Raw genomic sequence first — 22,515 nt, forward strand, 5'->3', positions numbered from 1 at the left:
CACTTCCATGGCTACTCTCCCCCGGCTCCCCAAGACGATGGCTCATTCGGCCACGCAAACACCACAGGATCGATGCATCATGTTCCTGCACGTTCAGGACCCTGGGGGGTGAGCAAGTGATAGCAAAACAGCCACATGGGACACATCCCCATGCTGCGGCCGAATTGTGTGACGAGGGCAGGCGGTTGTACGCCCATGCCCTGCACTCCGGGCGTATCGCGCGCACCGAAGTGGTGCCCGCGCCATGTCTGCTGGACTTCGCCCTGCTCCACCCGGACCCGGACGACGCCAACTGGCTGCGGCCGGTGCCTCCCGCGGCGGCGCTGGCCCAGCGGCTGCACCCCATCGAGCGCGAGATACAGGAGCGCCGGAGCCTCGCCGTCGACCTCGCCAACTATTTCGAACCTTTCATGGCGATCAGCGCACAGGATCCGGCGACAACCCACGCGATCACCGTGCTCGAAGGCATCAACCGGATCAACTCGGCGATCGAGCTGGCCATAGCGGAGTGCACCTCCGAGATCCTCACCGTCCAGCCGGGCGGCGGCCGCAGCGAACACTCGCTGACCGAGGCCCTGGAGCGCGGCCAGGACGTCATAGAGCGCGGCATCACGATGCGCACCCTTTACCAGCACACCGCCCGCCACAGCCAGGGCACGCTGGTCTATGCCGAGCACATGGCGCGCGGAAACGTCGAGATCAGGACTCTTGAGGAACTCATCGAGCGACTCATGATCTTCGACCGTACGGTGGCCTTCATCCCCACCCGGGGAGACACCGAAGTCGCCCTGGAACTGCGCCATCCCGGCCTGGTCGAGTATCTGACCACGGTCTTCGAGCAGTTGTGGGGGCGTGCCGTGCCCCTCCTGGAGGAAGCGCCCTACGCGCCGCCCACCGACGGCATCACCGGAGTGCAGCGCTCGATCGCCAAGCTCCTCGTCGACGGCCATGTCGACGAGGCGATCGCCCGCCGCCTGGGGATGAACGTCCGTACGTGCCGTGCGCACATAGCCAAGCTGGCGGCGGCCCTGGGCAGCGGCAGCCGGGCCCAGCTCGGCTACCTCATCGCCCGCTCGGGACTTCTGGAGACAGATACGCCCGACCCGAACAGAGAGAGTCATTCGTGACCGCGCAGGGCCACCCCCACGGCGTCGGCGAACTGTGCGAAGCCGGGATGAGTCTGTACACCCGCACCCTGCGCGAAGGCCGCGTGCTGCGCCAGGAGACCTCCCCGACCCCCTGTCTGGAGGCGTACGGGCTGCTCCACACGGACGCCGAGGACCCGCAGTGGCTGCGGCCCGTCCCGCCGGCGATCGCGCTGCCGGGGCTGCTGAAGGCGATCGAGCAGGACATCGTGCAGCGGCGCAGCCAGGAGGCGAAGCTCGCCGAGACGTTCGCGTCGCTGATGGCGCTCGACGCGGAGCGGGCCGCGGTGCCCAACGCCCCGCTGATCGGCGTGCTGCTCGGCCTGCGGCGCATCAACGACGCGATCGCGGAGGCCACCGACGAGTCGTCGAGCGAGCTGCTGACCATCCAGCCCGGACCGGCCCGTCCCGCGTCCGTCCTCGCGACGAGCCTGCCGCGCGAGCAGGAACTGCTCAGCCGCGGCGGCCGTATGCGCACGCTGTACCAGCACGCCTCGCGCCACTCCCCGGCCGTCCTCGCCCATTACGAGGGACTGACCGGGGACGTCCAGGTGCGCACCCTCGACGAGGTGACCGAGCGGCTCGTCATGCTCGACCGGACCGTGGCCTTCATCCCGGCGAACCCGGACCGCACGGTCGCGCTGGAGATCCGGCACCCGGCCCTGATCAGCTATCTCGCCACCACCTTCGAGCGGTTGTGGCGGCTCGCCACCCCCATGTTCCCGCTCGATCTGGGCGAGGAGCCGTCGCCGGGCGGTGTCACCACCCGGCAGCGCACCATCGCGACCCTGCTCACCGAGGGCCACACGGACGCGGTCATCGCCGAGCGCCTCGGCGTGAACATCCGCACCGTGCGGGTCCACATCGCCAAGCTCGCCGCGACCCTCGGCAGTGACAGCAGGGCCCAACTGGGCTATCTCATCGGCCGGTCGGGCATCCTGGACCAGGAGACGTGAGGCACCCCGCCCGTCCGCCCCGTCGCACCGGTCACTTCAGGCCGGCCTCGGCGCAGGCGGTCGCGTACCCGCCCGAACAGATCTGCTTGACCGTGTAGATCTTGTCCTTGACCACCGTCTGCTCGATGTTGGACCGCTTCAGCGCCACGACGCTGATGCTCGCCGTGTGGATCTGCTTGTCGGTCGGGCTGTCGGTGCGGCTGGTGGCCAGGGCCTCGAACTCGATGTCGCGGCCCTGGGCGATGCGGACCGCCATCTCGGCGGCGGTCGCGGCCTCGTCCGGGTAGGGCTTGTAGACGCTCATGTACTGGTCGCCGGTGAGGATGCGGCGGACGGCGGCGAGTTCGGCGTCCTGGCCCGTGATGGGCGGCATCTTGGTGACACCGGCACCCTTCAGTGCCGCGATCACACCGGCCGCCATGCCGTCGTTCGCCGAGTAGACGCCCGCGATGTTCGAGGCGCCGAGCGCGGCGATGGCCTGCTCCATGTTGGCCTTGGCGTTCTGCGGCTTCCAGGCCACGGTGTCGTACGACTTCGCGACCGTCACCGAGTTCCCCAGCTCCTCGCGCGCGGCCTTCTTGAAGTCCGCGGCGTTCGGGTCGGTCGGCGAGCCGTTGATCATGACAACGTTGGCCTTCTTGTCCCCGTCCGTGCCGACGGCGGCGACGAGTTCCTTGCCCTGGGTCTGGCCGACCAGCTCGTTGTCGAAGCCGACGTACGCGTCGACCGGGCCCTCGGCGAGGCGGTCGTAGGCGATGACGTGGATGCCCGCGTCCTTCGCCTTCTGCACCGAAGCGCGGATCGTGTGCGCGTCCACGGAGTCGACGATCACCGTGTCGACCTTCTCGTCGATCATCTTCTGAAGCTGCTGGTTCTGAAGATCGGCGTCCTGGTCGGCGTTGGCGTATACGAACTTGCCCTTGCCGTCCGTGAGTTCGGATATCTGCTTCTCGATGATCGGCCGGTCGAACTTCTCGTAGCGAGCGGCCTCCTTCTCCGGAAGGAGCAGACCTATCTTGACATCGTTGCCCTTGCGCACGGGAGCGCTGCTGTCGCTGCTCCCCCCGGGCAGCACACCACCGCAGGCCGTGAGCGAGACCAGCAGGACGGATGCGGCGCCCGCTGTCGTGGCACATCGCATTCGCGTGTTCATTACGGATACCTCCCTGACGTGGCCGCGACGGTGCGGCCGAGGTGGCTCGAAGCCAACTCGGCGGCACATTCAGCGTCAAGAGGTGAACCAATACCGCAACGAAACCGCGTCCGTTACTTCCCCACATGAAGTCGGAAGTCCCCCCAAGGGGCGAATACTGGACATCCGTTCCGTGTTCACAGGATGCTCACTTTTCCGCCACGTCCTCGGGCGTCTCTCAGGCAGGCACCCGGTCCAGGAATCCATGAACGGCGCGGATCCGTCCGTCCTCGTCCAGCTCGACGACATCGAACCCGGCGACGGGCGCGCTGCCGTCCTCCTCCGACACCAGCTCCCACCCGAACCGCACCAGCCGGTGGTGCCCGTCGACACCCCCGAGCGCCCGGAAGAAGAACCCGGGGAACTGCTCGTGCGCGGCCCCGATGACGGCACCGATCCCGTCGTGCCCGGTGACGTCGGCGAGCGGGTCGGTATAAGTACCGTCCTCGGCCCAGGCGACGGCGACGGCCTTGGCGCGGTCTTCGGGGGTACGGGCGTTCCAGGCGTCGAAGTAGCGGGCGACGGCGGTGTCGTAGCTGATCGTGTCGGCAGTCATCGCGGGTGCCTCCTGAAGTCACGTACGTCTGAACTCGTGGCCCCGGAGCCCGGACGGAGTGCGCCGCCCGGGTTCCGGTGACTTCAGGGTGCCGGGTGGGGCGGGGGCGGTCGATTACGTGACAGGTAAGGGCGGACGCGGGCGGTCAGGTGCGGCGCGGCCCGGTGATCGCCCGGTCGATGACGAAGCCCTTGGCCGGGCCCTCGGGGACGGTGACCTCGCTGCCGTAGGGGGCGCGGTGCACCACCGCCCAGTCGGCCCGATCCCTGCGGGGATCCGACAGAACGGTGACCGTTCCTCCGTCGTCGTAATCGTCGATGAGCACGTACACGGCGATCCCCGCGCGGGCGTACTCACGGCGCTTGCGTGTCCGGTCCCGGTCCTGGTTGTGCTTGCCCGGAGACACGACCTCCACGACCAGCGACACGGCCTCGGCCTTCACCCCGAGACCGTCCTCGTCCGCGTACAGCTCCAGGTCCTCCGGCCCCACGAAGGCATCGGGAATCCAGGACTTGAGCCGGTGGATCACGTTCGTGTCCTGATGCGCGGCGTGGTCGCCGCCCGCCAGATACCTGTCCAAGGCCCGTCGCACACGGTTGGCGGCCTGGGCGTGGGTCACGCGTCCGGTGGGCGACACGTCGATGGCTCCCTCGATGATCTCGGCGTGATAGCCCTCGGGGAGTTCCATGGCCTTCCATGCCTGCCACAAGGTCTTGTCGAGCTCCGACGCGTCGGCGTCGTTCACCGCGTGCTCGATCCCGGTGTCCGGCATGGTCTCGGGCCTCTCATGTGCAAGAGCGGTCATCGTGGCGCACCTCCTTTCCAGTGTGGGCTCGGTGTACAGACGGCACAAGCACGACGCGATCAGCGCGGCGCGGTTCGGCACCCCGGGCAGTGCCCCGCCTCCGGCCCCCGGTAGGCGCGGTCGCAGGTATCGCAGTTGTGGAGGGGGTGGCGTACGGGGGCCGGGGGCGCTGGGGTTCTGAACGCGGGTGGCCTCGGCGGGAGGTTCGCCGTCAGGCGGTGGGCGAGGAGGGCTGCCGGGCTGCGGATCGGCCTGCCCTCGGGGAGGTCGCGGGTCAGGGCGTGGCGGACGGCGGCGGGCGTGAGGTCCCGTTCGAGCCAGGCGACGACGCCGGGGGCGAGGCGTTCGGTGTCGCGCCGCGACAGGGTCAGGCGGGCGTCGGCGCGGTGCAGGCCGGCGAGGAGGTCCGTCGCGGCCTGGAGGGTGGTGGGGCTCGGCCGGTGTTCGGGGTGGGGGACGGTGAGCGGCTTGGCCGTTCTGGGTTTCCGCCGGGGCCGAGTCGGCTCCGGGTGCGGGGTGGCGCCCGGCCGGTTGCAGGACACCGTCCGCGTACGGACCCGGCCGTCGGGAGTGCGGTGCCGTTCCCGGCGCAGGTAACCGTGGGCTTCCAGTTCGCGCAGGGCGGCGGCGATCCGGGTGGTGCCCTCCGGGAAGCGGGCGGCGAGCGTCCTGACGTCGACCCGCGCTCCCGCCGGGAGTGACTGGATGTGGACGCCGAGACCGATGGCGAGGCCGGACAGCTCGCGGTGCTGGGCGAGGTGGTTGCCGACGACCGTGAAGTGCGATTCGTGTCGCACATGTTCGTGGACGATCCCCGCACGGGGGACATCCGCCGGGATCCGGCCCGGGGCGCGCGAGGGCGCGCTAGGGTTCTGGGTATCCATTGGGAAGGTGCTTTCTTCCTTGATGGTCAGGCCCTCGATCGGGATCGCTAGTCCCGGCCGGGGGCCGACGTATGTCTGCGGTTGTTCTGCTGTGTGGCGCTGAGCGTAAGCCAGGCAACCGGGGCAATTGCCAGCCGAGTTGGCGATGTTCACCGGTGAGAGTGAACGCCTCCGGCGCGGAGGGCGGGGTGGGCTTGGTCCGGTTCCTTTCCCCTGAGTGATGTGTCTTTGGGGTTGGCGTCGGGGGCACCGGAGTTCGGGTTTCCGGGCGCCGGTCGTACGAGGTCCAGCTCGGCCCGGACCGTCTTGCGCGGGGCCGGTCCCTCGTCGACGCCCCAGCGGTCGGCGAGTGCTTCTACGAGGATCAGCCCGCGCCCCGATTCGCCCTCACCGCAACAGACTTGAGGCATGCGGTCGCCTCGCGTGTCGGTCACCTCGATCCTGACGGCGCCCTCAGTGACGTAGAGCCCGAGGCGGAAGTCCCTGCCGGGGACGCGGGCGTGCGTGACGGCGTTCGCGGCCAACTCCGCCACGATGTGCTCCGCCGGGTCCAGTAGGCACGGGTGTCCCCAGATGCGCAGGTGTTCGGCGGTCAGCAGGCGCGCGAGGCGGGCCGCGCGGGGCGTGGGTGACAGCAGCACCGTGAATTTCTCGTTCATGTCACTCAGCGTGGCCGCGGCTGCCTACTCTGACCCGCGACATGGCCGCTACGTACGGTGACTGTCCAGCTTTTGTCCAGGGCTGTACAGGCTGTCCAACACTGGCGTGGGGTACGGCCGTTGACGTCGGGGAGTTCGGTGGTCTGGAGGTGTGCGGGATGGCTGATGGTGACGGCTGGGAGCTGGAACCCGGGGATGAGGAGGGGGCGGCTGTACTGGCTCTGATCGGGCGCCAGTTGAAGGGGTGGCGGGAGTCGGTCGGGCTCCGGGCCTCAGAACTCGGTACCGCCCTCGGGTACGGCGAGGGGACCGTCTACAAGGTCGAGAGCGGGACCCGGATCCCGCGCCCCGAGTACCTCGACAGGGCCGACGAGGCCCTGAACGCGGGCGGGCGCATCAAGGAGCTGAAGGAGGATGCCGCCAAGCTCCGGTATCCGAAGAAGGTGCGCGACATCGCCGAAGCGGAGTCGAGGGCCGTGGAGCTTACGGCGTACGGGAACCACAACCTGCACGGGCTGCTGCAGACCGGCGAGTACGCTCAAGCGCTCTTCTCGACCTGGCGCCCCGCCCTTCCTGCGGAGCGAATCGAGCGAGCGGTGGCCGGGCGCACGGCCAGGCAGTCGATCTTTGATCGTGCCCCCGCACCAACCCTCAGTTTCGTTCAGGAAGAGGTAACGCTCCAGCGGCCTGTCGGAGGGAAGATGGTGTTGCGGCGCCAGCTCGAACGTCTACTGGAACTGGGCACGTTGCCCCACGTGGACATCCAGGTGATGCCGACGGCACGCGAAGGCCACGCCGGAATGCTCGGCAAGATGGAGGTGCTGAAGTTCAAGGACGGGACAGCCATCGGACGCTGCGAGGACGACTTCGCCAGCCGCCCCGTATCCGACCCGAAGCAGGTCCGCGTCATCGAACTACGGTGTGGCATCATCCGGGCCCAGGCCCTCTCCCCAGAGGAGTCTCTGGCCTTCATCGAGCAAGTGCTGGGAGAAACATGAACGCGTCCGAACTGGCCTGGTTCAAGAGCAGCTACAGCAGCGACAGCAGCAACCCGGATTGCGTAGAGATCGCCCACACCCCCGGCACCACCCACATCCGCGACTCCAAGAACCCCACCGGCCCGCACCTCACGGTGCCCCCCGCGGCCTGGGCCGGGTTCGTCGCGTATGCCATCAGGAGCTGAGGGCTTGCCCGCTCGGCCCGTCCCTTCGGCATTCGGTCACGAAGCAAGGATCCAGACCGTAGGCTGCACCCGTGTCCTCATCGCCATCGCCCCACGAAGGTGACCCCGACGCGTTCGTTGAGCACCTCACCGTCGACTGGGCCGCGATGGAAGAGGTGTTCCTGGGGATTCAGCAGCTCTTTCGTCAGATGCAGGACATCGGTTCGAAACTGAGGCGGACAGCAGAAGAGGTCGTCCAAGCTCTCCTGAAGCACCTGCTCCGCCGGAACCGACGCGCACGCAGAGGCGGAGGAAAACGTCCTCTCTGTCTCTTCTTCGAGGCTCTGGCGCGGCTGCTTCAACAACTGCTCCACGCCCTGCGGCTGCAACTGCCCCGGCCACCCCCCGCTCCCACACCCACGGCTCCCTGCGCCGTAGCCCGGCTTCGCGGCACGTGCGTCCCTCGGGCACCCCAATACTTGATCTCCCTCCACCCAAAAGCTGCCTGAACGTTCGTACCGCACGCCTCCAGGGAGAGGCTGTGAGCAGTGCGAACGGGCGTCAGGCATGGGGATAGCCGGAGATTATTCATGTCCATGGTCGGCCTCCTCCCACCCGAAACACCGTGGTGGGCGGTGTGCGCTCTGCTGGCTCTCGCGCTGCTCGTCCTACTTGCCCGCGCTGTCATGCCCAGCAGCTCCGCGGACCGCGTGAAGTGGTGGGACAACTTCTGGAAGCGCCGCAAGTAGCAGAGAGACGGGCCGCGTTGTCGCACACGGCAGCGCGGGCCGTCGCGGATATTCGATCCACAGGCGTCAGCAGCCGTCCTACCCCTCGTACTCGCTCAGATCGATCGCGTACAGCCGCAACCCCTCGTCCTCCCCCGTAGCCGTCATCCCCAGCTTGTGGAGGAGCTTCATCGAGGAGGCGTCGTCCGGGGCGGCGGCCGCCACGACGCGGTCGATGCCACGGTCCTGGAGGGCGTATTCCAGGGACGCCTGGGCCGCCTCCGACGCGTAGCCCTGGCCCCAGAACTGGCGGGCCAGCCGCCACTGGATGCCGATGTGGTCCGCGATCTTCGGCGGCGCCTCGGGAACGTACAGGCCCACCGCGCCGGCCAGCTCGCCCGAGCCGAGGAGTTCGACGGCGAAGATGCCGAAGCCCTCGTCGTCCCACTCCTCCTCCCAGCGCTCGATGTCCTCGGCCGTCTCGTCGAGGGAGCGCGGGGTGCCGTCGCCGATGCGCTGCATCACGGCCGGGTCGGCCTGGATCTCGGAGAGCGGGACCAGGTCGTCGTCGGGGAGCCAGCGGCGCAGGAGGAGGCGGGGGGTGCGGATCTCGGTCATGGGTCCATCCTGCGGCATCGCGACGGGTGCGGACCGTCACAGGCTCCCCACAGGTAACTCCTAGATCAAGTTCGCCCGGCGAGGGCAACCTCGTCCCGGTCCCGGCGGTCACCTTGACGTCCCGTCCCCTGTTCCCCGTACAAGGAGCCGCTGAGCCGATGCGCCAGCCCACCGCCGTCTCCCCGCGCCGCAGCCGCGCCGCGTTCACCGCCCTGGCGGCCGCCGCCCTGATCACCGCCGCCGCGGCCGCACCGGCCGTCGCCGACGAGCCGGCCGAGAACGACACCCTGTGGATCTCGGCCCCGTACGACCTGGTGCTGCCGGGGGCCGACGAGGACGGCAACGTCGAGAGCCAGTCCGTCGACGTGCAGCTCTACCACGACAACACCAACAACTCCGTCTCCGGCGGCACGCTCACCGTGGACGCGGGCGAGCTGGCCGGGATCGCGGATGTGACCTGGCCCGCCAACTGCACCGAGGAGGCGGGGAGTTCGCTGAAGGCGACGTGTTCCTTCGGCACCCTCGACGGCTCGCCGTGGATCACCGCCGCCACCCTCGGCATCCGCACCGAGGCCGACGCCCCGGCCGACGCGTCCGCGTACCTGCACTACTCGGCGAGCGCCGACAGCAGCTTCGGCACGCTCGAGGCGTACCCGGCGGACACGCACATCACCGTGGCCAACGGCCCCGATCTGGGCCTCAACCAGCTGCCCTTCAACACCAAGGTCGACATCGACAGCGATGTCGCGCAGCCGGTGCGCCTGACGAACTCCGGGAACCGGACGGCCGACCGCACGATCCTCACCCTCTTCGCCTCGCACGGCCTGGACCTGGCGCACCGCTACGGCAACTGCACGTACGCGGACACCGACCAGAAGGCGGGCACGACCGCCGTGTGCGTCCTGGACCGGGCCGTCGCGCCGGGCCAGACGTACGACCTGTCGCCCGCGACCGCCGTGCGCACCACGGGCGCCGCGCTGTACGAGCGTTTCGACTACCAGGTGGCGACCTACACCGACGAGGCCTACGAGCAGGCCCTCGCGGGACGGCCGTTCGTCCGGGGCAGCGGGGAGGACTTCGTCCCCGAGCAGGTCACCGCGTCGCTGCGGGCCGCCGACACTGACGACCTCAACCTGGAGGACAACTACCGGGCGCGGACGCTGACCGCCGCCAACACCGCGGACCTGAGGGCCACCGCCCCGAACATCACCGGAGCCGCCGTCGGCGACACCGTCACCGCGCGGATCGGCGTCCTCAACCGGGGCCCGGCCTGGGTCGCCTCCCTCGGCGCCGGCGCGAGCGTCGCCACCGTGGACGTCACCCTGCCCGCCGGGACGACCGTCACCAAGAAGCCCGCCATGTGCGAGCACACGGGCGGCGTGACCTACGTGTGCCGCACGCCGATCCTCCAGTGGGAGAAGGACCGTACGGTCTTCCCCTTCAAGCTGCGGATCGACTCGGCCGACGCCCTCGGCGCCTCCGGCACCGTGGCCACCCGCAACAACGACCCGGAGCTGACCATCAGCGCCTTCGACCCGAACCTGAAGAACAACAGCAGGACGTTCACGATCAGCGGCTGACCCCGTACCGCAGGACATGCGAAAGGGCCCCGGAGACATCACGTCTCCGGGGCCCTTCGCACGCACAAGGTCAGTCCTGCGGCCGCTTCGGCCGCCACACCACCAGCGCGCTGGTCTGCTGCACCTCCTGGTACGGGACCAGGTCGCGGCGGTACGAGGCGTGCACCGCCGCTTCACGTTGCTGCATGGCCGCGGCGGCTCCCTCCACGGCGGCGGAGAGTTCCGCCACCCGGGACTGGAGTGCCGTGACCTGGTTCTCCAGCTCGATGATGCGCTTGATGCCCGCCAGGTTGATGCCCTCGGTCTGCGACAACTCCTGCACCTGGCGGAGCAGTTCGATGTCGCGGGCCGAGTAGCGGCGGCCGCGCCCGGCCGTGCGGTCGGGGGAGACCAGGCCGAGGCGGTCGTACTGGCGCAGGGTCTGAGGGTGCAGGCCGGACAGTTGGGCCGCCACCGAGATCACGTACACCGGTGTCTCGTCGGTCAGTTCGTACGGATTCGCGCGCCGTCGAGAATGCTGCCCGTCCATCTGGCTCAAGCTCCCTTCGCGGCCTGGAACAGTTCTGCCCGCACATCGGTGTCCTCAGTCGCCTCGCGGTACGACTCGAGGGCCGAACGGGCGTCGTCGGACAGGTCCTTGGGGACCGCGACCTCCACGGTGACCAGCAGGTCGCCGCGGGTGCCGTCCTTGCGTACGGCGCCCTTGCCGCGGGCCCGCATCGTCCGCCCGTTCGGCGTGCCCGCGGGCAGCTTCAGGGTGACGGCGGGGCCGCCGAGCGTCGGCACCTTCACCTCGCCGCCGAGCGTGGCCTCGGTGAACGTGACCGGCACGGTCACCGTGAGGTTGTCGCCCTTACGGTCGAAGACCGGGTGCTTGTCGACGTGCACGACCACGTACAGGTCGCCCGCCGGACCGCCCCGCTCGCCGGGCGCGCCCTTGCCACGGAGGCGGATCCGCTGACCGTCGGAGACTCCGGCGGGGATGCGGACCTGCATCGTGCGCGAGGACTTGGCCCGGCCCGACCCCTTGCAGACCTCGCAGGGGGTCTCGGCGATGAGGCCGCGGCCCTTGCAGTCCACGCACGGGTCGGTGAGGGAGAAGCCGCCACCGCCACCCCGCGAGACCTGCCCGGTGCCGACGCAGGTCGGGCACACGCGCGGCGTGCCGTTCTTGTCGCCGGTGCCCGAACACGCCTTGCAGGGCGCCTGGGAGGACATCCGCAGCGGGACCGTGGCCCCGTCCACCGCCTCGGTGAAGCTGAGCGTCACCTCGGACTCGATGTCCTGGCCGCGGCGCGGCTGGGTACGGGTGCCCGTGCCCGCGCCGCCCCGGTTGAACAGGCCGCCGAAGACATCGCCGATGCCTCCGCCGAACCCGCCCTGGGCCCCGCCACCGGCGGGACCACCCTGAGCCCCGCCGCCGAAGAGGTCGCCGAGGTCGAAGTTGAACGTGCCGCCCCCGCCCGCGCCGCCGGGCCGGAACCCGCCGCCGGCGAACAGGGCGCGCGCCTCGTCGTACTCCTTGCGCTTCTTGGGGTCACCGAGGACGTCGTTCGCCTCGGAGATCTCCTTGAAGCGGTCCTCCGCCTTCGGGTTGCCCTTGTTGGCGTCGGGGTGGTTCTCCCGCGCGAGCTTGCGGTACGCCTTCTTGATCTCGGCGTCGGTGGCGTCCTTGGGGACGCCGAGGACCTTGTAGTAGTCCTTCTCGATGAAGTCCTTCGTGCTCATCGGCCTCGACGTCCCTCCTTACCGGGCTCACTCACATCGGTCGACACGGGGTTGTGGTCAGCCCTCCTCCGGGCCACCGGTCTCCTTCTCGGCGTCCTTGGTCTCGGACGCGTCGTCGGCGCTTTCGGTCTTGACGGTCTGCGCGCCGGGCTGCGGCTCCGCGACGGCCACCCGCGCGGGGCGGATGGTGCGCTCGCCGATCCGGTAACCCGGCTGCAGGATCGCCACGCAGGTCGTCTCGGTGACGTCCGGCGCGTAGCTGTGCATCAGGGCCTCGTGCACGGTCGGGTCGAAGGGCTCGCCCTCCTTGCCGAACTGCTGAAGGCCCATCTTGGCGGCGACCGTCTCCAGCGACTCGGCGACGGACTTGAAGCCGCCGACGAGCTCGCCGTGCTCACGGGCGCGGCCGATGTCGTCGAGCACGGGAAGCAGCTCGGACAGGAGATTCGCGACGGCGATCTCCTTGACCGTGACGCGGTCCCGCTCCACCCGGCGACGGTAGTTCTGGTACTCGGCCTGGAGGCGCTGGAGGTCCGTGGTGCGCTCGCCGAGGGCGGTGCGCACCTGGTCCAGCTGCGCCGTCAGGGCGACGTCCTGGGCAGCTTGCTGGCTGGAAGCTGAGTCCCCGGCCGGGGCCGCGCCCTCCTTCTCGGAGGGCGCGGTCTTCGGCTCGGCGTCGTCGGAGGTGGCGCCGGAGGGGACGTCAGGCTTCTCGTTCTCGTCGAAGCCCGGGGTCTCCTCGGTCACGCGGCACCGTCCTTGCGGTCCTCGTCGACGATCTCGGCGTCCACGACGTCGTCGTCGGCGGCCTTGGCGTCACCCTGCGGGGCGCCCTCGGCGCCACCGGCGGCCTGCGCGCCCTGGGCGTCGGCGTACATGGCCTGGCCCAGCTTCTGCGAGACGGCGGCGACCTTCTCGGTGGCGGTGCGGATCTCGGCCGGGTCCTCGCCCTTGAGCTTCTCCTTCAGCTCGGTGACGGCTTCCTCGACCTCGGTCTTCACATCGCCGGGGACCTTGTCGGCGTTGTCGGCGAGGAACTTCTCCGTCTGGTAGACGAGCTGCTCGCCCTGGTTGCGCGACTCGGCGGCCTCGCGGCGGGCGTGGTCCTCCTCCGCGTACTTCTCGGCCTCTTCGCGCATCCGGTTGACCTCGTCCTTCGGCAGCGAGGAGCCACCGGTGACGGTCATCTTCTGCTCCTTGCCCGTGCCGAGGTCCTTCGCGGTCACGTGCATGATGCCGTTGGCGTCGATGTCGAAGGAGACCTCGATCTGCGGGACACCGCGCGGGGCCGGCGGCAGACCGGTCAGCTCGAACATCCCGAGCTTCTTGTTGTACGCCGCGATCTCGCGCTCGCCCTGGTAGACCTGGATCTGCACCGACGGCTGGTTGTCCTCGGCCGTCGTGAAGATCTCCGACCGCTTGGTCGGGATGGTCGTGTTGCGCTCGATGAGCTTCGTCATGATGCCGCCCTTGGTCTCGATACCAAGCGACAGCGGGGTGACGTCGAGGAGCAGGACGTCCTTGACCTCGCCCTTGAGGACACCGGCCTGGAGCGCGGCGCCGATGGCGACGACCTCGTCCGGGTTCACGCCCTTGTTGGCCTCGTTGCCCGCGGTCAGTTCCTTGACCAGCTCGGCGACGGCCGGCATACGGGTCGAGCCACCGACGAGAACGACGTGGTCGATCTCGGAGAGCTGGATGCCCGCGTCCTTGATGACGTTGTGGAACGGCGTCTTGCAGCGCTCCAGCAGGTCGGACGTGAGCTGCTGGAACTGGGCGCGCGTGAGCTTCTCGTCCAGGTGCAGCGGGCCCTCGGCGGACGCCGTGATGTAGGGCAGGTTGATCGTGGTCTCCGTGGAGGAGGACAGCTCGATCTTGGCCTTCTCGGCCGCCTCGCGCAGGCGCTGGAGCGCCATCTTGTCCTTGGAGAGGTCCACGCCGTGGCCGTTGTTGAACTGCTTGACCAGGTAGTCGACGACGCGCTGGTCCCAGTCGTCACCACCGAGGTGGTTGTCGCCGTTCGTGGCCTTCACCTCGACGACGCCGTCGCCGATCTCGAGGAGCGAGACGTCGAAGGTGCCGCCACCGAGGTCGAAGACGAGAATGGTCTGGTCGTCCTTGTCGAGACCGTAGGCCAGGGCGGCGGCCGTCGGCTCATTGACAATACGCAGGACGTTCAGGCCCGCGATCTCGCCGGCCTCCTTCGTCGCCTGACGCTCGGAGTCGTTGAAGTACGCGGGAACGGTGATGACCGCGTCCGTGACCTTCTCGCCCAGGTACGCCTCGGCGTCCCGCTTCAGCTTCTGCAGCACGAAGGCGCTGATCTGCTGGGGGTTGAAGTCCTTGCCATCCAGGTTGATCTTCCAGTCAGTGCCCATGTGGCGCTTGACGGAGCGGATGGTCCGGTCCACGTTCGTGACCGCCTGGCGCTTGGCGACCTCGCCGACCAGCACCTCGCCGTTCTTCGCGAAGGCGACGACGGACGGCGTGGTCCTGGCGCCCTCCGCGTTCGTGATGACGGTGGGCTCGCCGCCTTCCAGAACGCTGACGACGGAGTTAGTCGTGCCCAGGTCGATGCCGACCGCACGTGCCATTTCAGTTCCTCCAGAATGCTTACTTGAGTGGATCTGACTCAAGAGTGCACGACACTCGTCCCAGAGTCAACAGACCTGAGTCGACCCCACTCAACTTTTATCTCCTCCTTATCCGCAATGCGGCGTGATCATGCCTCTGAGCTGCTGCTTTCCTGACGGCTCAGAGTTCGTCGTTGTCCGGGTCATAGGCGTTGTAGAGGTGCGCGGGCAGCTCCTCGTCCTCCCGCAGCGCCTCGAAAAGGGCCTCGGACTGGTCCTCGACCGGCATGTAGCGGCCCCAGTAGTCCGGGTGCTCGACGCTCGGTACGGTGACGATCGCGGTCCGCGCGGCCGGCACCTGCCCCGCCGCCTCCGCGAGCCCGTACAGCTCGCCCAGCGAGTCCAGGCCCCGGTCGGCGGTCACCGAGGACGTCGCCGCGTCGAGCACCGGATACAGCCGCGAACTGTGGTCGAGCAGCCCCGCCTTGCGCACCTGCCCGAGCAGCAGCCGCACGAACTCCTTCTGCCGCTCGATCCGCTGGAGGTCGCTGCCGTCGCCGACCCCGGTCCTGCCCCGTACGAAGACCAGCGCCTGCTCGCCGGTCAGGTGCTGCTCGCCCTCGTCGAGGACGACCTTGCCGCCGGGCACCCGCATCCGCTGCGGCACCTTCACGTCGACGCCGCCGAGCGCGTCCACGACCTTCTCGAACCCGGTGAAGTCGATCACCATGTGGTGGTCGACGCGGACGCCCGTCAGATCCTCGAAGGTACGGATCGCGCAGGCCGCGCCGCCCCGCTCGAAGGCCCAGTTGAACTGCGCGTACTCGGGCTCGCTGCGCTCGCCGTCGGGCAGCGCGCAGTCCGGGATGTCGACCATCAGGTCACGCGGGACGCTCACCAGCGCGGCCCGCTTCCGGTCGGCCGACAGGTGCAGCAGCATCGTGGTGTCCGAGCGCTGGCTGTCCTTCGTGGCCTCGATGTCGGAGCCCATGACCAGGATGTTCTGGGCGCCCGACCGCAGGGCCGCGGGCCGCCGGTGGTGGTCCGCGTCCAGGGCCTGGTCGGTGGCCTCGTCGGTGCGGATGTTGCCGTCGAGCCGCGCGTACGCCCAGGCGCCCGCGCCCGCCGCGGTGGTCAGCAGCAGGACGAGGACGAGCAGCGTGCGGCGCACCCAGCGCCGGGCCGGGAGGAGATCACGGAATGCCATGCACCAGGTGTTCCACGCCGTGCGCCGCCCGAGCCGTCCTCCCCTCGACCGTGTACCGCTGCGCGTCGGCCCGGCAGGCCCGCCGCAGGCACGCCAACCGGCGTGGCCGGGTGAGGAGTTCGGCGACGGCGGCGCCGTAGGCGTCCGGGTCGTCGGGGGCGACGACGGCGTTCCGCCCGTCCTCCAGACAGCCGAACCCCGGGTCGCGCTCCGCCCGGTCCGTGATCACCAGCGGCGTGCGCAGCGCGAACGAGTCGGCGGCCAGCGGGCCCACCGCGCCGGGTGCGAGCAGCACGTCGGCCACGGCCCCGAGCAGTGCCCGGTGGTCGTCCCCAGAGGCGCCGGGGACGGGCACGACGTGCGGGCCGTGGTCCTCGACGGCCGTGCGCCGCTCCCCGTCCCCGGCGACCAGCAGGCGGAACCCGGGCAGCAGCGCGGCGGTCCGGTCGGCGGCTGCCAGCAGGAACGGCACCCGTGCGGCGCCGTCGAGCGCACCCGCGTACAGGCCGGTGAGTCCGGGCCGCAGGCCGTACCGGGCCCGCGTGGCGCGCACCCGCTCCTCGGTGATCCGGTCGCGGGCGGCGGCCAGCGCGCCCGGGGCGCTCACACCCGCTCCCCGACCACGGCGGCGTACAGGCGCTCCGTGCGCTCCACCCACACCGCCTCCCCGTACCGCTTCGCGTGGACCGAGCGGCAGTGTTCGCGCAGGGTCGGGAAGATGTGGTCGGCGGCGGCCAGGGCGGCGGGGAGCGGGGCGTCCGGGGTGGTGACGGTGCCGGTGCCCTCGGCGCGGACCGCGCGAGGCACGGCCGAGCCCTCGTAGGCGAGCACGGGCAGGCCCGCCGCCAGCGCCTCCAGATAGACCAGCGGGACGGCGCCCTCGTGCCAGGCGCTGGGGAAGACCAGGCCCCGGTAGCCGGTGAGCGACCGGCGCAGCGCGCCCCGCTCGCCGACCCCGAGGAACCGGACGGACGGCGGCGCGGCGGCCCGGCACTCGCGCTCCAGCGGGCCCGTGCCCACGACGTCGAGGCGGGTCCCGGCGGGCCAGCGCCGCAACAGACCGAGAATGCCCCGCTCCACCGCGAGCCGCCCGACGCACACCCACGCCGTGCGCTCGGCCCGCCGCAGCGGATCCGGGTCCGGCACCGGCGGGACGTGGTCGGGGATCAGGGCGAGCCGCTCGGGCGGCATCCCGGCCGCGAGCCAGCCGTCCCGGCTCGCCTCGGACAGCACCACCGCCCGGTCGGCGCGGCGCAGCAGCGGGTCCCGCAGCGGCGGCCGGTGCCGGTGCAGGGTCACCACCAGCGGACCGGCCCACGCGGCGACGCGGGCCCGGTCGGCGCCGGGCAGCAGCTGGTGGACGTGCACCACGTCCGGCGCGCACGCCCGCAGCTCCGCCGCCGTGTCCCGCCCGGCACCGGCCCTGACCACGCGCACCTCGTGCCCGGCGCGGGTCAGCGCGGCGGCCTGGTCGAGGACGGCGTCGTCCTCGCCGCCGGGCACGGACGAACCGGTGAAGCCGTGGACGAGCGCGACCCTCATGCCCCGGCCCTCCCGGCCGGCACGAGCGTCCGGCCGCCGTCGCCGAGCCCGAACCGCGCGAGCGTCAGATCGTCCCCGGTCTCGGACCGTACGAGCGTCAGGTCGTCGCCGAACTCCCCGGCGCCCGCGACGGCCTCGGGCAGTTCGGGCCGGTGGCCGACGTGCAGCAGCACCCGCTCGCCGGGCGCGACGACCTCCTCCCACATCCCGTCGAGCCGCCGGACCCAGGCGCTGTCCCGGTCCCCGAGCGCGTACGGCAGCACCTGCCAGGCGGTGTCGCGGGCGGCGGCCCTGCGCACCCCGGCCCGGTCGCCGCCGAACGGCTCGAAGGACACGATCCGGCCCCGGTAGCCCGCCCGCCGCAGCGCGCGGCCGAAGGCTCCGTCGGGGCGGCCCGACTCCAGGACCAGGTCGATCTCGTGGCGGTCGAGTTGGCGCACCAGGCGGCGCGTCCGGCCGAAGTTCAGCATCTCTCTGCTCCCTTGCGTCCCATGGCTCCCCCGGTTCCCCCCAGTTCCCAGGTCACCCCCGGTGCGGCCCGCCGGACCGCCGCGTAGACCGGCACGCGCAGCAGCAGCACGACGGCCACGGCGGCCGCGGCGAACGGCCACCACGCCACCGCCGCGCCGACGACGCCGCGCTGGAGCAGCACCCCGGTCGCCGTGCACAGGGCCGTGGCGGCGCCGAGCACGACGGCGACGCCGCGCGCGGTCAGGCCCAGGCGGCGCAGCCGGTGGGCGATGTGGTCGGTGCCGCCGCGCAGCAGCCCGCGCCCGGCGCGGCGGCGGGAGACGGTGACGAGCACCGTGTCGGTGGCGGCCACCGCGGTGAGGGCGAACAGCGCGGCCGGCGCCGCGGGCGCGGCCGATCCGTCGGTCACGACGAGCGCCGCGCCCGCGAGCAGGAACCCGGTGAACAGGGCGCCGCTGTCGCCGAGCACCACGCGCGCGGGATGCCAGTTGTGCATCAGGAACCCGGTGAGCGAGGCCGCGAACACCGCGAGGACGAGCACCGGAGCCCCGGGCGCGCACAGGCAGAGCCCCAGCGCGGTGACGACGCCGACCGTGCCCACGGCCCCGTCGGAGTGGTCGAGGAGCTGGAAGGCGTTGGTCACGAAGACGATCCAGAGCACCGCGAGGGCGCCGGTGACCAGGCCGAGCTGGGTGCCGTGCACGACGGCGGTGGCCGCGCCCGCCTGCACGATGACGCGGGCCCGCGCCCCCATCGGCCGCAGATCGTGCAGCAGACCGAGCACGGCGACGGCGCCCGCGGCGAGCAGCAGCGTGGCGGCGGCGGAGCCGAGCGGGGCGAGCCCGGTGGCGGCGCCCACCGCGGCGACGGCGCCGGTGACCGTGGCGACGGCGACCCCGCCGACGCGCGGGGCGGTCCTGGTCCTGGCCGCTCTTGCGGGCCTCGCCCTGCGCAGGGCGAGGGTGCGCAGGGCCCTGGCGAGGGCGGCGGTGAGCAGCAGCGCGGTCGCGGCGGCGGCCGCTCCGTACAGCACGTCAGGCCCGTGCCGCGACGGGCGGGAAGAGGGCCGGGGCGGCGGGTCCCGGGAAGGCGCCGCCCGCGTCGAGCAGCGCCGCGTCCACGATGTCGACGAGGCCGCGGCGCGGCTCCCAGCCGGTGAGTTCGCGCAGTTTGCGGGTGTCGGGGATGCGCCGGTCCGGTTCGTCGAAGCCGCTCCCGGCGCCGCCGTACACCTCCTCGTACGGGATGAAGCGCAGCGGCGACGGGGAGCCCGCGCGTTCGACGACGATGCCCGCGAGGTCGCCGATGGTGGTCTCCTCCTGGCTGCCGACGTTGAAGACCTCGCCGTCGGCGCCGGGGTGGTCGAGGAGCCGGAGCAGCGCGTCGACGACGTCCGCGACGTGCGCGAAGCAGCGCCGCTGGGTGCCGTCGCCGTGCACGGTGAGCGGCTGCCCGGCGACGGCCTGCGCGGCGAGCCGGGGCACGACCGTCCCGTACGCGGGCGACTGGCGCGGGCCCGCCGTGGTGAAGAGCCGGGCGACGGTCACCGGCAGGCCGAACTCGCGGTGGTGGCCGAGCGCGAAGAGTTCGTCGACGGCCTGGGCGGTGGGGTGGGCCCAGCGGGCGACGGTGGTCGGGCCGAGGACCCGGTTGGCGGTCTCGGCGACCGGGTCCGCGCCGTTCTTCCCGTAGATCTCGCCGGTGGAGGCGAGCAGCAGCGGGCGGTGGTGGCGGTGGGCGGCCCCGACGACGTTCTCGGTGCCGCGCACGGTCGCGGTGAAGGACCGCAGCGGCTGCTCGGCGGTGCGCAGGACGCCGGCGGCCGCGGCGAGGTGGGTCACGCGGTCGCAGCGGGCGGTCAGTTCGTCGACGAGCCGGGCGTCGAGGACGGAGCCGCGCACGAAGCGCAGCCGCGGGTCGGGCCAGGCGACGGCGAGGTTGGCGCGGTCCCCGGTGGACAGGTCGTCCAGGACGACGACGGTGTGGCCCTGCGCGAGCAGCGCGTCCGTCAGATGCGAGCCGATGAAGCCCGCGCCGCCGGTGACCAGATGTGTCAGAGGTGCGGTCGTCATGGGCCCCTCGGTGAGTTGCGGGTGCGGTATCGGGGTGACAACGGTGGGTCGCGCCCACCCGGAGCCCTACATAAGTTATTCCGTTATGTCCAAATATGGGGCGAATAACACGATCAGCTTTGGTCTCGCCCCGCCCGGCGCCGGCGCCGCGTGAGGTGACCCTCAGCGACGCAGATCACCATGGGGCCGACTACATTGCGATTGCGTAAGTGGGTAGTCTCAGACGGACTGCATAAGTTACCGCTTAGTAATCAGCACCGTTCGAGTACGTGTCCCGAGAAGACTCCCCTCGCAGGCCCGAGGAGCCCCCAAAATGCAACTCGCCGCGATCATCGTGTCGCTGGCCCTGATCGTGGTCGGCGTGGCCCTGTTCGTCCGGGCCATCGCGCAGATCTACCGCTTCATGCGGCTCGGCCAGAACGTTCCCGCAGGCACCCGCACCGACGAACCCGTCCAGCGCACCGTGACCGTGGCCAAGGAGTTCCTCGGCCACACCCGGATGAACCGCTGGGGCGTCGTCGGCGTCGCGCACTGGTTCGTGGCGGTGGGCTTCTTCTCGCTGCTGCTGACGATCGTCAACGCCATCGGCCAGCTGTTCCAGGCCGACTGGCTGCTGCCGATCATCGGCGAGTGGGCGCCGTACAACATGTTCGTCGAGTTCATCGGCACCATGACGATCCTCGGCATCGCGGTCCTCATCGTGATCCGCCAGCTGAGCCGCCCCGACAAGCCGGGCCGCAAGTCCCGCTTCGCCGGGTCGAACTTCGGCCAGGCGTACTTCGTCGAGGCCGTCATCCTCATCGTCGGCGTCTGCATCTTCATGCTGCACGCCCTCGAAGGCGCCCAGCACCACGTCGACAGCTACGAGGCGTCGTTCTTCATCTCGTACCCGGTGGTCGCGGGCCTCAAGGGCCTGAGCATCGGCACGCTCCAGAACCTCACGTACTTCTTCGCCGGCCTGAAGATCGCGACCTCCTTCATCTGGATGATCACGGTCGCCCTGAAGACCGACATGGGCGTCGCCTGGCACCGCTTCCTCGCCTTCCCGAACATCTGGTTCAAGCGCAACGCCGATGGTGACGTGTCCCTGGGCGCGCTGCTGCCGATGACCTCGGGCGGCAAGGAGATCGACTTCGAGGACCCGGGCGAGGACGACACGTTCGGCGTCTCCCAGGTCGAGCAGTTCTCCTGGAAGGGCCTGCTCGACTTCTCCACCTGCACCGAGTGCGGCCGCTGCCAGTCGCAGTGCCCCGCCTGGAACACCGGCAAGCCGCTCTCCCCGAAGCTCCTCATCATGTCGCTGCGCGACCACGCGCACGCCAAGGCCCCCTACCTGCTCGCGGGTGGCGGCAAGGACATGGAGGGCAACGAGAAGGCGACCGAGGAGCAGCTCAAGGACGTGCCCGCCGAGGCGCTGGCCGAGGCCGAGCGCCCGCTGATCGGCACGGTCGAGGAGAACGGCGTCATCGACCCGGACGTCCTGTGGTCCTGCACCACCTGCGGCGCCTGCGTCGAGCAGTGCCCGGTCGACATCGAGCACATCGACCACATCGTCGACATGCGCCGCTACCAGGTGATGATCGAGAGCGCGTTCCCGTCCGAGGCGGGCACGATGCTCAAGAACCTGGAGAAGAAGGGCAACCCCTGGGGCCTGGCGAAGAAGCAGCGCCTGGAGTGGCTCAAGGAGCTCGACTTCGAGGTGCCGGTCGTCGGCAAGGACATCGAGGACCTCACCGAGGTCGAGTACCTCTACTGGGTCGGCTGCGCCGGCGCCCTGGAGGACCGCGCCAAGAAGACCACGAAGGCCTTCGCGGAACTCCTCAACATCGCGGGCGTCAAGTTCGCGATCATGGGCGGCGACGAGAAGTGCACCGGCGACTCCGCCCGCCGCCTCGGCAACGAGCCGCTGTTCCAGCAGCTCGGCCAGGAGAACGTCATGTCGCTGAACATGGCCTTCGGCGAGGAGTACGACGACGACGGCAAGGTCACCGACGAGTCCAAGAAGCCGAAGACGGCCAAGAAGATCGTCGCGACCTGCCCGCACTGCCTCAACACGATCGGCAACGAGTACCCGCAGATCGGCGGCGACTACGAGGTCATCCACCACACCCAGCTGCTCCAGCACCTGGTGGACGAGGGCAAGCTCGTCCCGGTGACCCCGGTCGAGGGCATCATCACGTACCACGACCCGTGCTACCTGGGCCGCCACAACAAGATCTACACGCCGCCGCGCGAGATCATCGCCAACGTCCCGGGTCTCCGCAACGAGGAGATGCACCGCCACAAGGAGCGCGGCTTCTGCTGTGGCGCCGGTGGCGCGCGGATGTGGATGGAGGAGCGGATCGGCAAGCGCATCAACAACGAGCGCGTCGACGAAGCCCTGTCCCTGAACCCGGACATCGTCTCCACCGCCTGCCCGTTCTGCCTCGTCATGCTGACCGACTCGGTCAACGGCAAGAAGAACGACGGCAAGGCCAAGGAGTCCGTCCAGGTCGTGGATGTGGCCCAGCTGCTGCTCGACTCGGTCAAGACGCCCGCCGACCCGGCGGGCGAGGCGGAGGCCGAGGACGCGCCGGAGCCCGAGCCGGTGAAGTAACTTCTCCTGGCCGTACGCCACTTGAGGGCACCCCGTTCCGA

General features: G+C 70.4%; 23 protein-coding genes. 6 read left to right on the plus strand and 17 right to left on the minus strand.

What is annotated here, in order from left to right; all coding sequences use genetic code 11:
- Positions 1–116: 116 nt before the first annotated feature.
- Positions 117–1,127 (plus strand): helix-turn-helix transcriptional regulator, encoded by a 1,011-nt coding sequence (locus tag K377_RS10095; RefSeq protein ID WP_181512528.1) that lies wholly within the window; start codon positions 117–119, stop codon positions 1,125–1,127.
- Positions 1,124–2,101, plus strand: coding sequence for a LuxR C-terminal-related transcriptional regulator (locus K377_RS10100; RefSeq protein ID WP_111662884.1), 978 nt, complete (start codon positions 1,124–1,126; stop codon positions 2,099–2,101). Before K377_RS10095 ends, K377_RS10100 begins: the two co-directional genes overlap by 4 nt.
- Before the next feature lie 31 nt (positions 2,102–2,132).
- On the opposite strand, the gene K377_RS10105 is transcribed toward K377_RS10100, so the two are convergent.
- From K377_RS10105 to K377_RS10125, 5 genes are all read right to left on the minus strand, one after another.
- Positions 2,133–3,254 carry a sugar ABC transporter substrate-binding protein gene (locus K377_RS10105; RefSeq protein ID WP_161195024.1) on the minus strand — a complete coding sequence of 374 codons (1,122 nt, stop codon included), beginning with the start codon at positions 3,252–3,254 and terminating at the stop codon, positions 2,133–2,135.
- Positions 3,255–3,471: 217 nt separating this feature from the next.
- Positions 3,472–3,849 (minus strand): nuclear transport factor 2 family protein, encoded by a 378-nt coding sequence (locus tag K377_RS10110; RefSeq protein WP_111662886.1) that lies wholly within the window; start codon positions 3,847–3,849, stop codon positions 3,472–3,474.
- A 145-nt stretch (positions 3,850–3,994) separates the two neighbouring features.
- Complete coding sequence (locus K377_RS10115; RefSeq protein ID WP_111662887.1) at positions 3,995–4,654, minus strand: Uma2 family endonuclease; 660 nt, start codon at positions 4,652–4,654, stop codon at positions 3,995–3,997.
- A gap of 59 nt (positions 4,655–4,713) precedes the next feature.
- A complete protein-coding gene (locus K377_RS10120; protein WP_111662888.1) occupies positions 4,714–5,538 on the minus strand; it encodes a helix-turn-helix domain-containing protein in 825 nt (274 codons plus the stop codon).
- A 149-nt stretch (positions 5,539–5,687) separates the two neighbouring features.
- The gene (locus tag K377_RS10125) at positions 5,688–6,197 is read right to left on the minus strand and encodes an ATP-binding protein (RefSeq protein ID WP_111662889.1); all 510 of its coding nucleotides are present in this window, start codon (positions 6,195–6,197) and stop codon (positions 5,688–5,690) included.
- A 158-nt stretch (positions 6,198–6,355) separates the two neighbouring features.
- Between K377_RS10125 and K377_RS10130 the strand changes: the two genes are divergently transcribed.
- Both K377_RS10130 and K377_RS10135 read left to right on the plus strand, forming a co-directional pair.
- Entirely contained in the window at positions 6,356–7,195 is an 840-nt protein-coding gene (locus K377_RS10130) for a helix-turn-helix transcriptional regulator (protein ID WP_111662890.1), read from the plus strand.
- Positions 7,192–7,380 (plus strand): DUF397 domain-containing protein, encoded by a 189-nt coding sequence (locus K377_RS10135; RefSeq protein WP_111662891.1) that lies wholly within the window; start codon positions 7,192–7,194, stop codon positions 7,378–7,380. Before K377_RS10130 ends, K377_RS10135 begins: the two co-directional genes overlap by 4 nt.
- A gap of 77 nt (positions 7,381–7,457) precedes the next feature.
- Here the strand turns inward: K377_RS10135 and K377_RS10140 are convergent, their stop codons facing one another.
- Together K377_RS10140 and K377_RS10145 are read right to left on the minus strand one after the other, a co-directional pair.
- Entirely contained in the window at positions 7,458–7,733 is a 276-nt protein-coding gene (locus K377_RS10140) for a hypothetical protein (protein WP_146614710.1), read from the minus strand.
- Positions 7,734–8,186: 453 nt separating this feature from the next.
- Positions 8,187–8,705 carry a GNAT family N-acetyltransferase gene (locus tag K377_RS10145; protein ID WP_111662893.1) on the minus strand — a complete coding sequence of 173 codons (519 nt, stop codon included), beginning with the start codon at positions 8,703–8,705 and terminating at the stop codon, positions 8,187–8,189.
- Between the two features lie 158 nt (positions 8,706–8,863).
- Here K377_RS10145 and K377_RS10150 point away from each other — a divergent pair, with 158 nt between their 5' ends.
- Entirely contained in the window at positions 8,864–10,285 is a 1,422-nt protein-coding gene (locus K377_RS10150; protein ID WP_111662894.1) for a hypothetical protein, read from the plus strand.
- Between the two features lie 70 nt (positions 10,286–10,355).
- Here the strand turns inward: K377_RS10150 and K377_RS10155 are convergent, their stop codons facing one another.
- From K377_RS10155 to K377_RS10200, 10 genes are all read right to left on the minus strand, one after another.
- On the minus strand, positions 10,356–10,814 hold the full coding sequence (locus K377_RS10155; protein WP_111662895.1) for a heat shock protein transcriptional repressor HspR: 459 nt from the start codon (positions 10,812–10,814) through the stop codon (positions 10,356–10,358).
- A 5-nt stretch (positions 10,815–10,819) separates the two neighbouring features.
- Entirely contained in the window at positions 10,820–12,013 is a 1,194-nt protein-coding gene (gene dnaJ, locus K377_RS10160; protein ID WP_111662896.1) for a molecular chaperone DnaJ, read from the minus strand.
- Positions 12,014–12,070: 57 nt separating this feature from the next.
- Positions 12,071–12,760 carry a nucleotide exchange factor GrpE gene (gene grpE, locus K377_RS10165; protein WP_111662897.1) on the minus strand — a complete coding sequence of 230 codons (690 nt, stop codon included), beginning with the start codon at positions 12,758–12,760 and terminating at the stop codon, positions 12,071–12,073.
- Complete coding sequence (gene dnaK / locus K377_RS10170; protein ID WP_111662898.1) at positions 12,757–14,607, minus strand: molecular chaperone DnaK; 1,851 nt, start codon at positions 14,605–14,607, stop codon at positions 12,757–12,759. Before dnaK ends, grpE begins: the two co-directional genes overlap by 4 nt.
- Before the next feature lie 160 nt (positions 14,608–14,767).
- Entirely contained in the window at positions 14,768–15,793 is a 1,026-nt protein-coding gene (locus K377_RS10175; RefSeq protein WP_111662899.1) for an LCP family protein, read from the minus strand.
- Positions 15,780–16,400, minus strand: coding sequence for a glycosyltransferase (locus tag K377_RS41610; RefSeq protein ID WP_161195025.1), 621 nt, complete (start codon positions 16,398–16,400; stop codon positions 15,780–15,782). Before K377_RS41610 ends, K377_RS10175 begins: the two co-directional genes overlap by 14 nt.
- A complete protein-coding gene (locus tag K377_RS10185) occupies positions 16,397–17,335 on the minus strand; it encodes a glycosyltransferase (protein WP_111662900.1) in 939 nt (312 codons plus the stop codon). Before K377_RS10185 ends, K377_RS41610 begins: the two co-directional genes overlap by 4 nt.
- Positions 17,332–17,805: a hypothetical protein gene (locus K377_RS10190; RefSeq protein WP_111662901.1), complete on the minus strand. Its 474-nt coding sequence runs from the start codon at positions 17,803–17,805 to the stop codon at positions 17,332–17,334. The genes K377_RS10185 and K377_RS10190 overlap by 4 nt, the downstream gene beginning before the upstream one ends.
- Positions 17,799–18,839 (minus strand): MraY family glycosyltransferase, encoded by a 1,041-nt coding sequence (locus K377_RS10195; RefSeq protein ID WP_111662902.1) that lies wholly within the window; start codon positions 18,837–18,839, stop codon positions 17,799–17,801. Before K377_RS10195 ends, K377_RS10190 begins: the two co-directional genes overlap by 7 nt.
- 1 nt (position 18,840) lies before the next feature.
- Positions 18,841–19,878, minus strand: coding sequence for an NAD-dependent epimerase/dehydratase family protein (locus K377_RS10200; protein ID WP_202454897.1), 1,038 nt, complete (start codon positions 19,876–19,878; stop codon positions 18,841–18,843).
- Positions 19,879–20,191: 313 nt separating this feature from the next.
- On the opposite strand from K377_RS10200, the gene K377_RS10205 reads away from it, so the two are divergent.
- Positions 20,192–22,474 carry a (Fe-S)-binding protein gene (locus K377_RS10205; protein ID WP_111662903.1) on the plus strand — a complete coding sequence of 761 codons (2,283 nt, stop codon included), beginning with the start codon at positions 20,192–20,194 and terminating at the stop codon, positions 22,472–22,474.
- Positions 22,475–22,515: the final 41 nt, after the last annotated feature.

This window comes from Streptomyces sp. PsTaAH-137, from assembly GCF_003259365.1.
GTDB lineage: Bacteria > Actinomycetota > Actinomycetes > Streptomycetales > Streptomycetaceae > Streptomyces.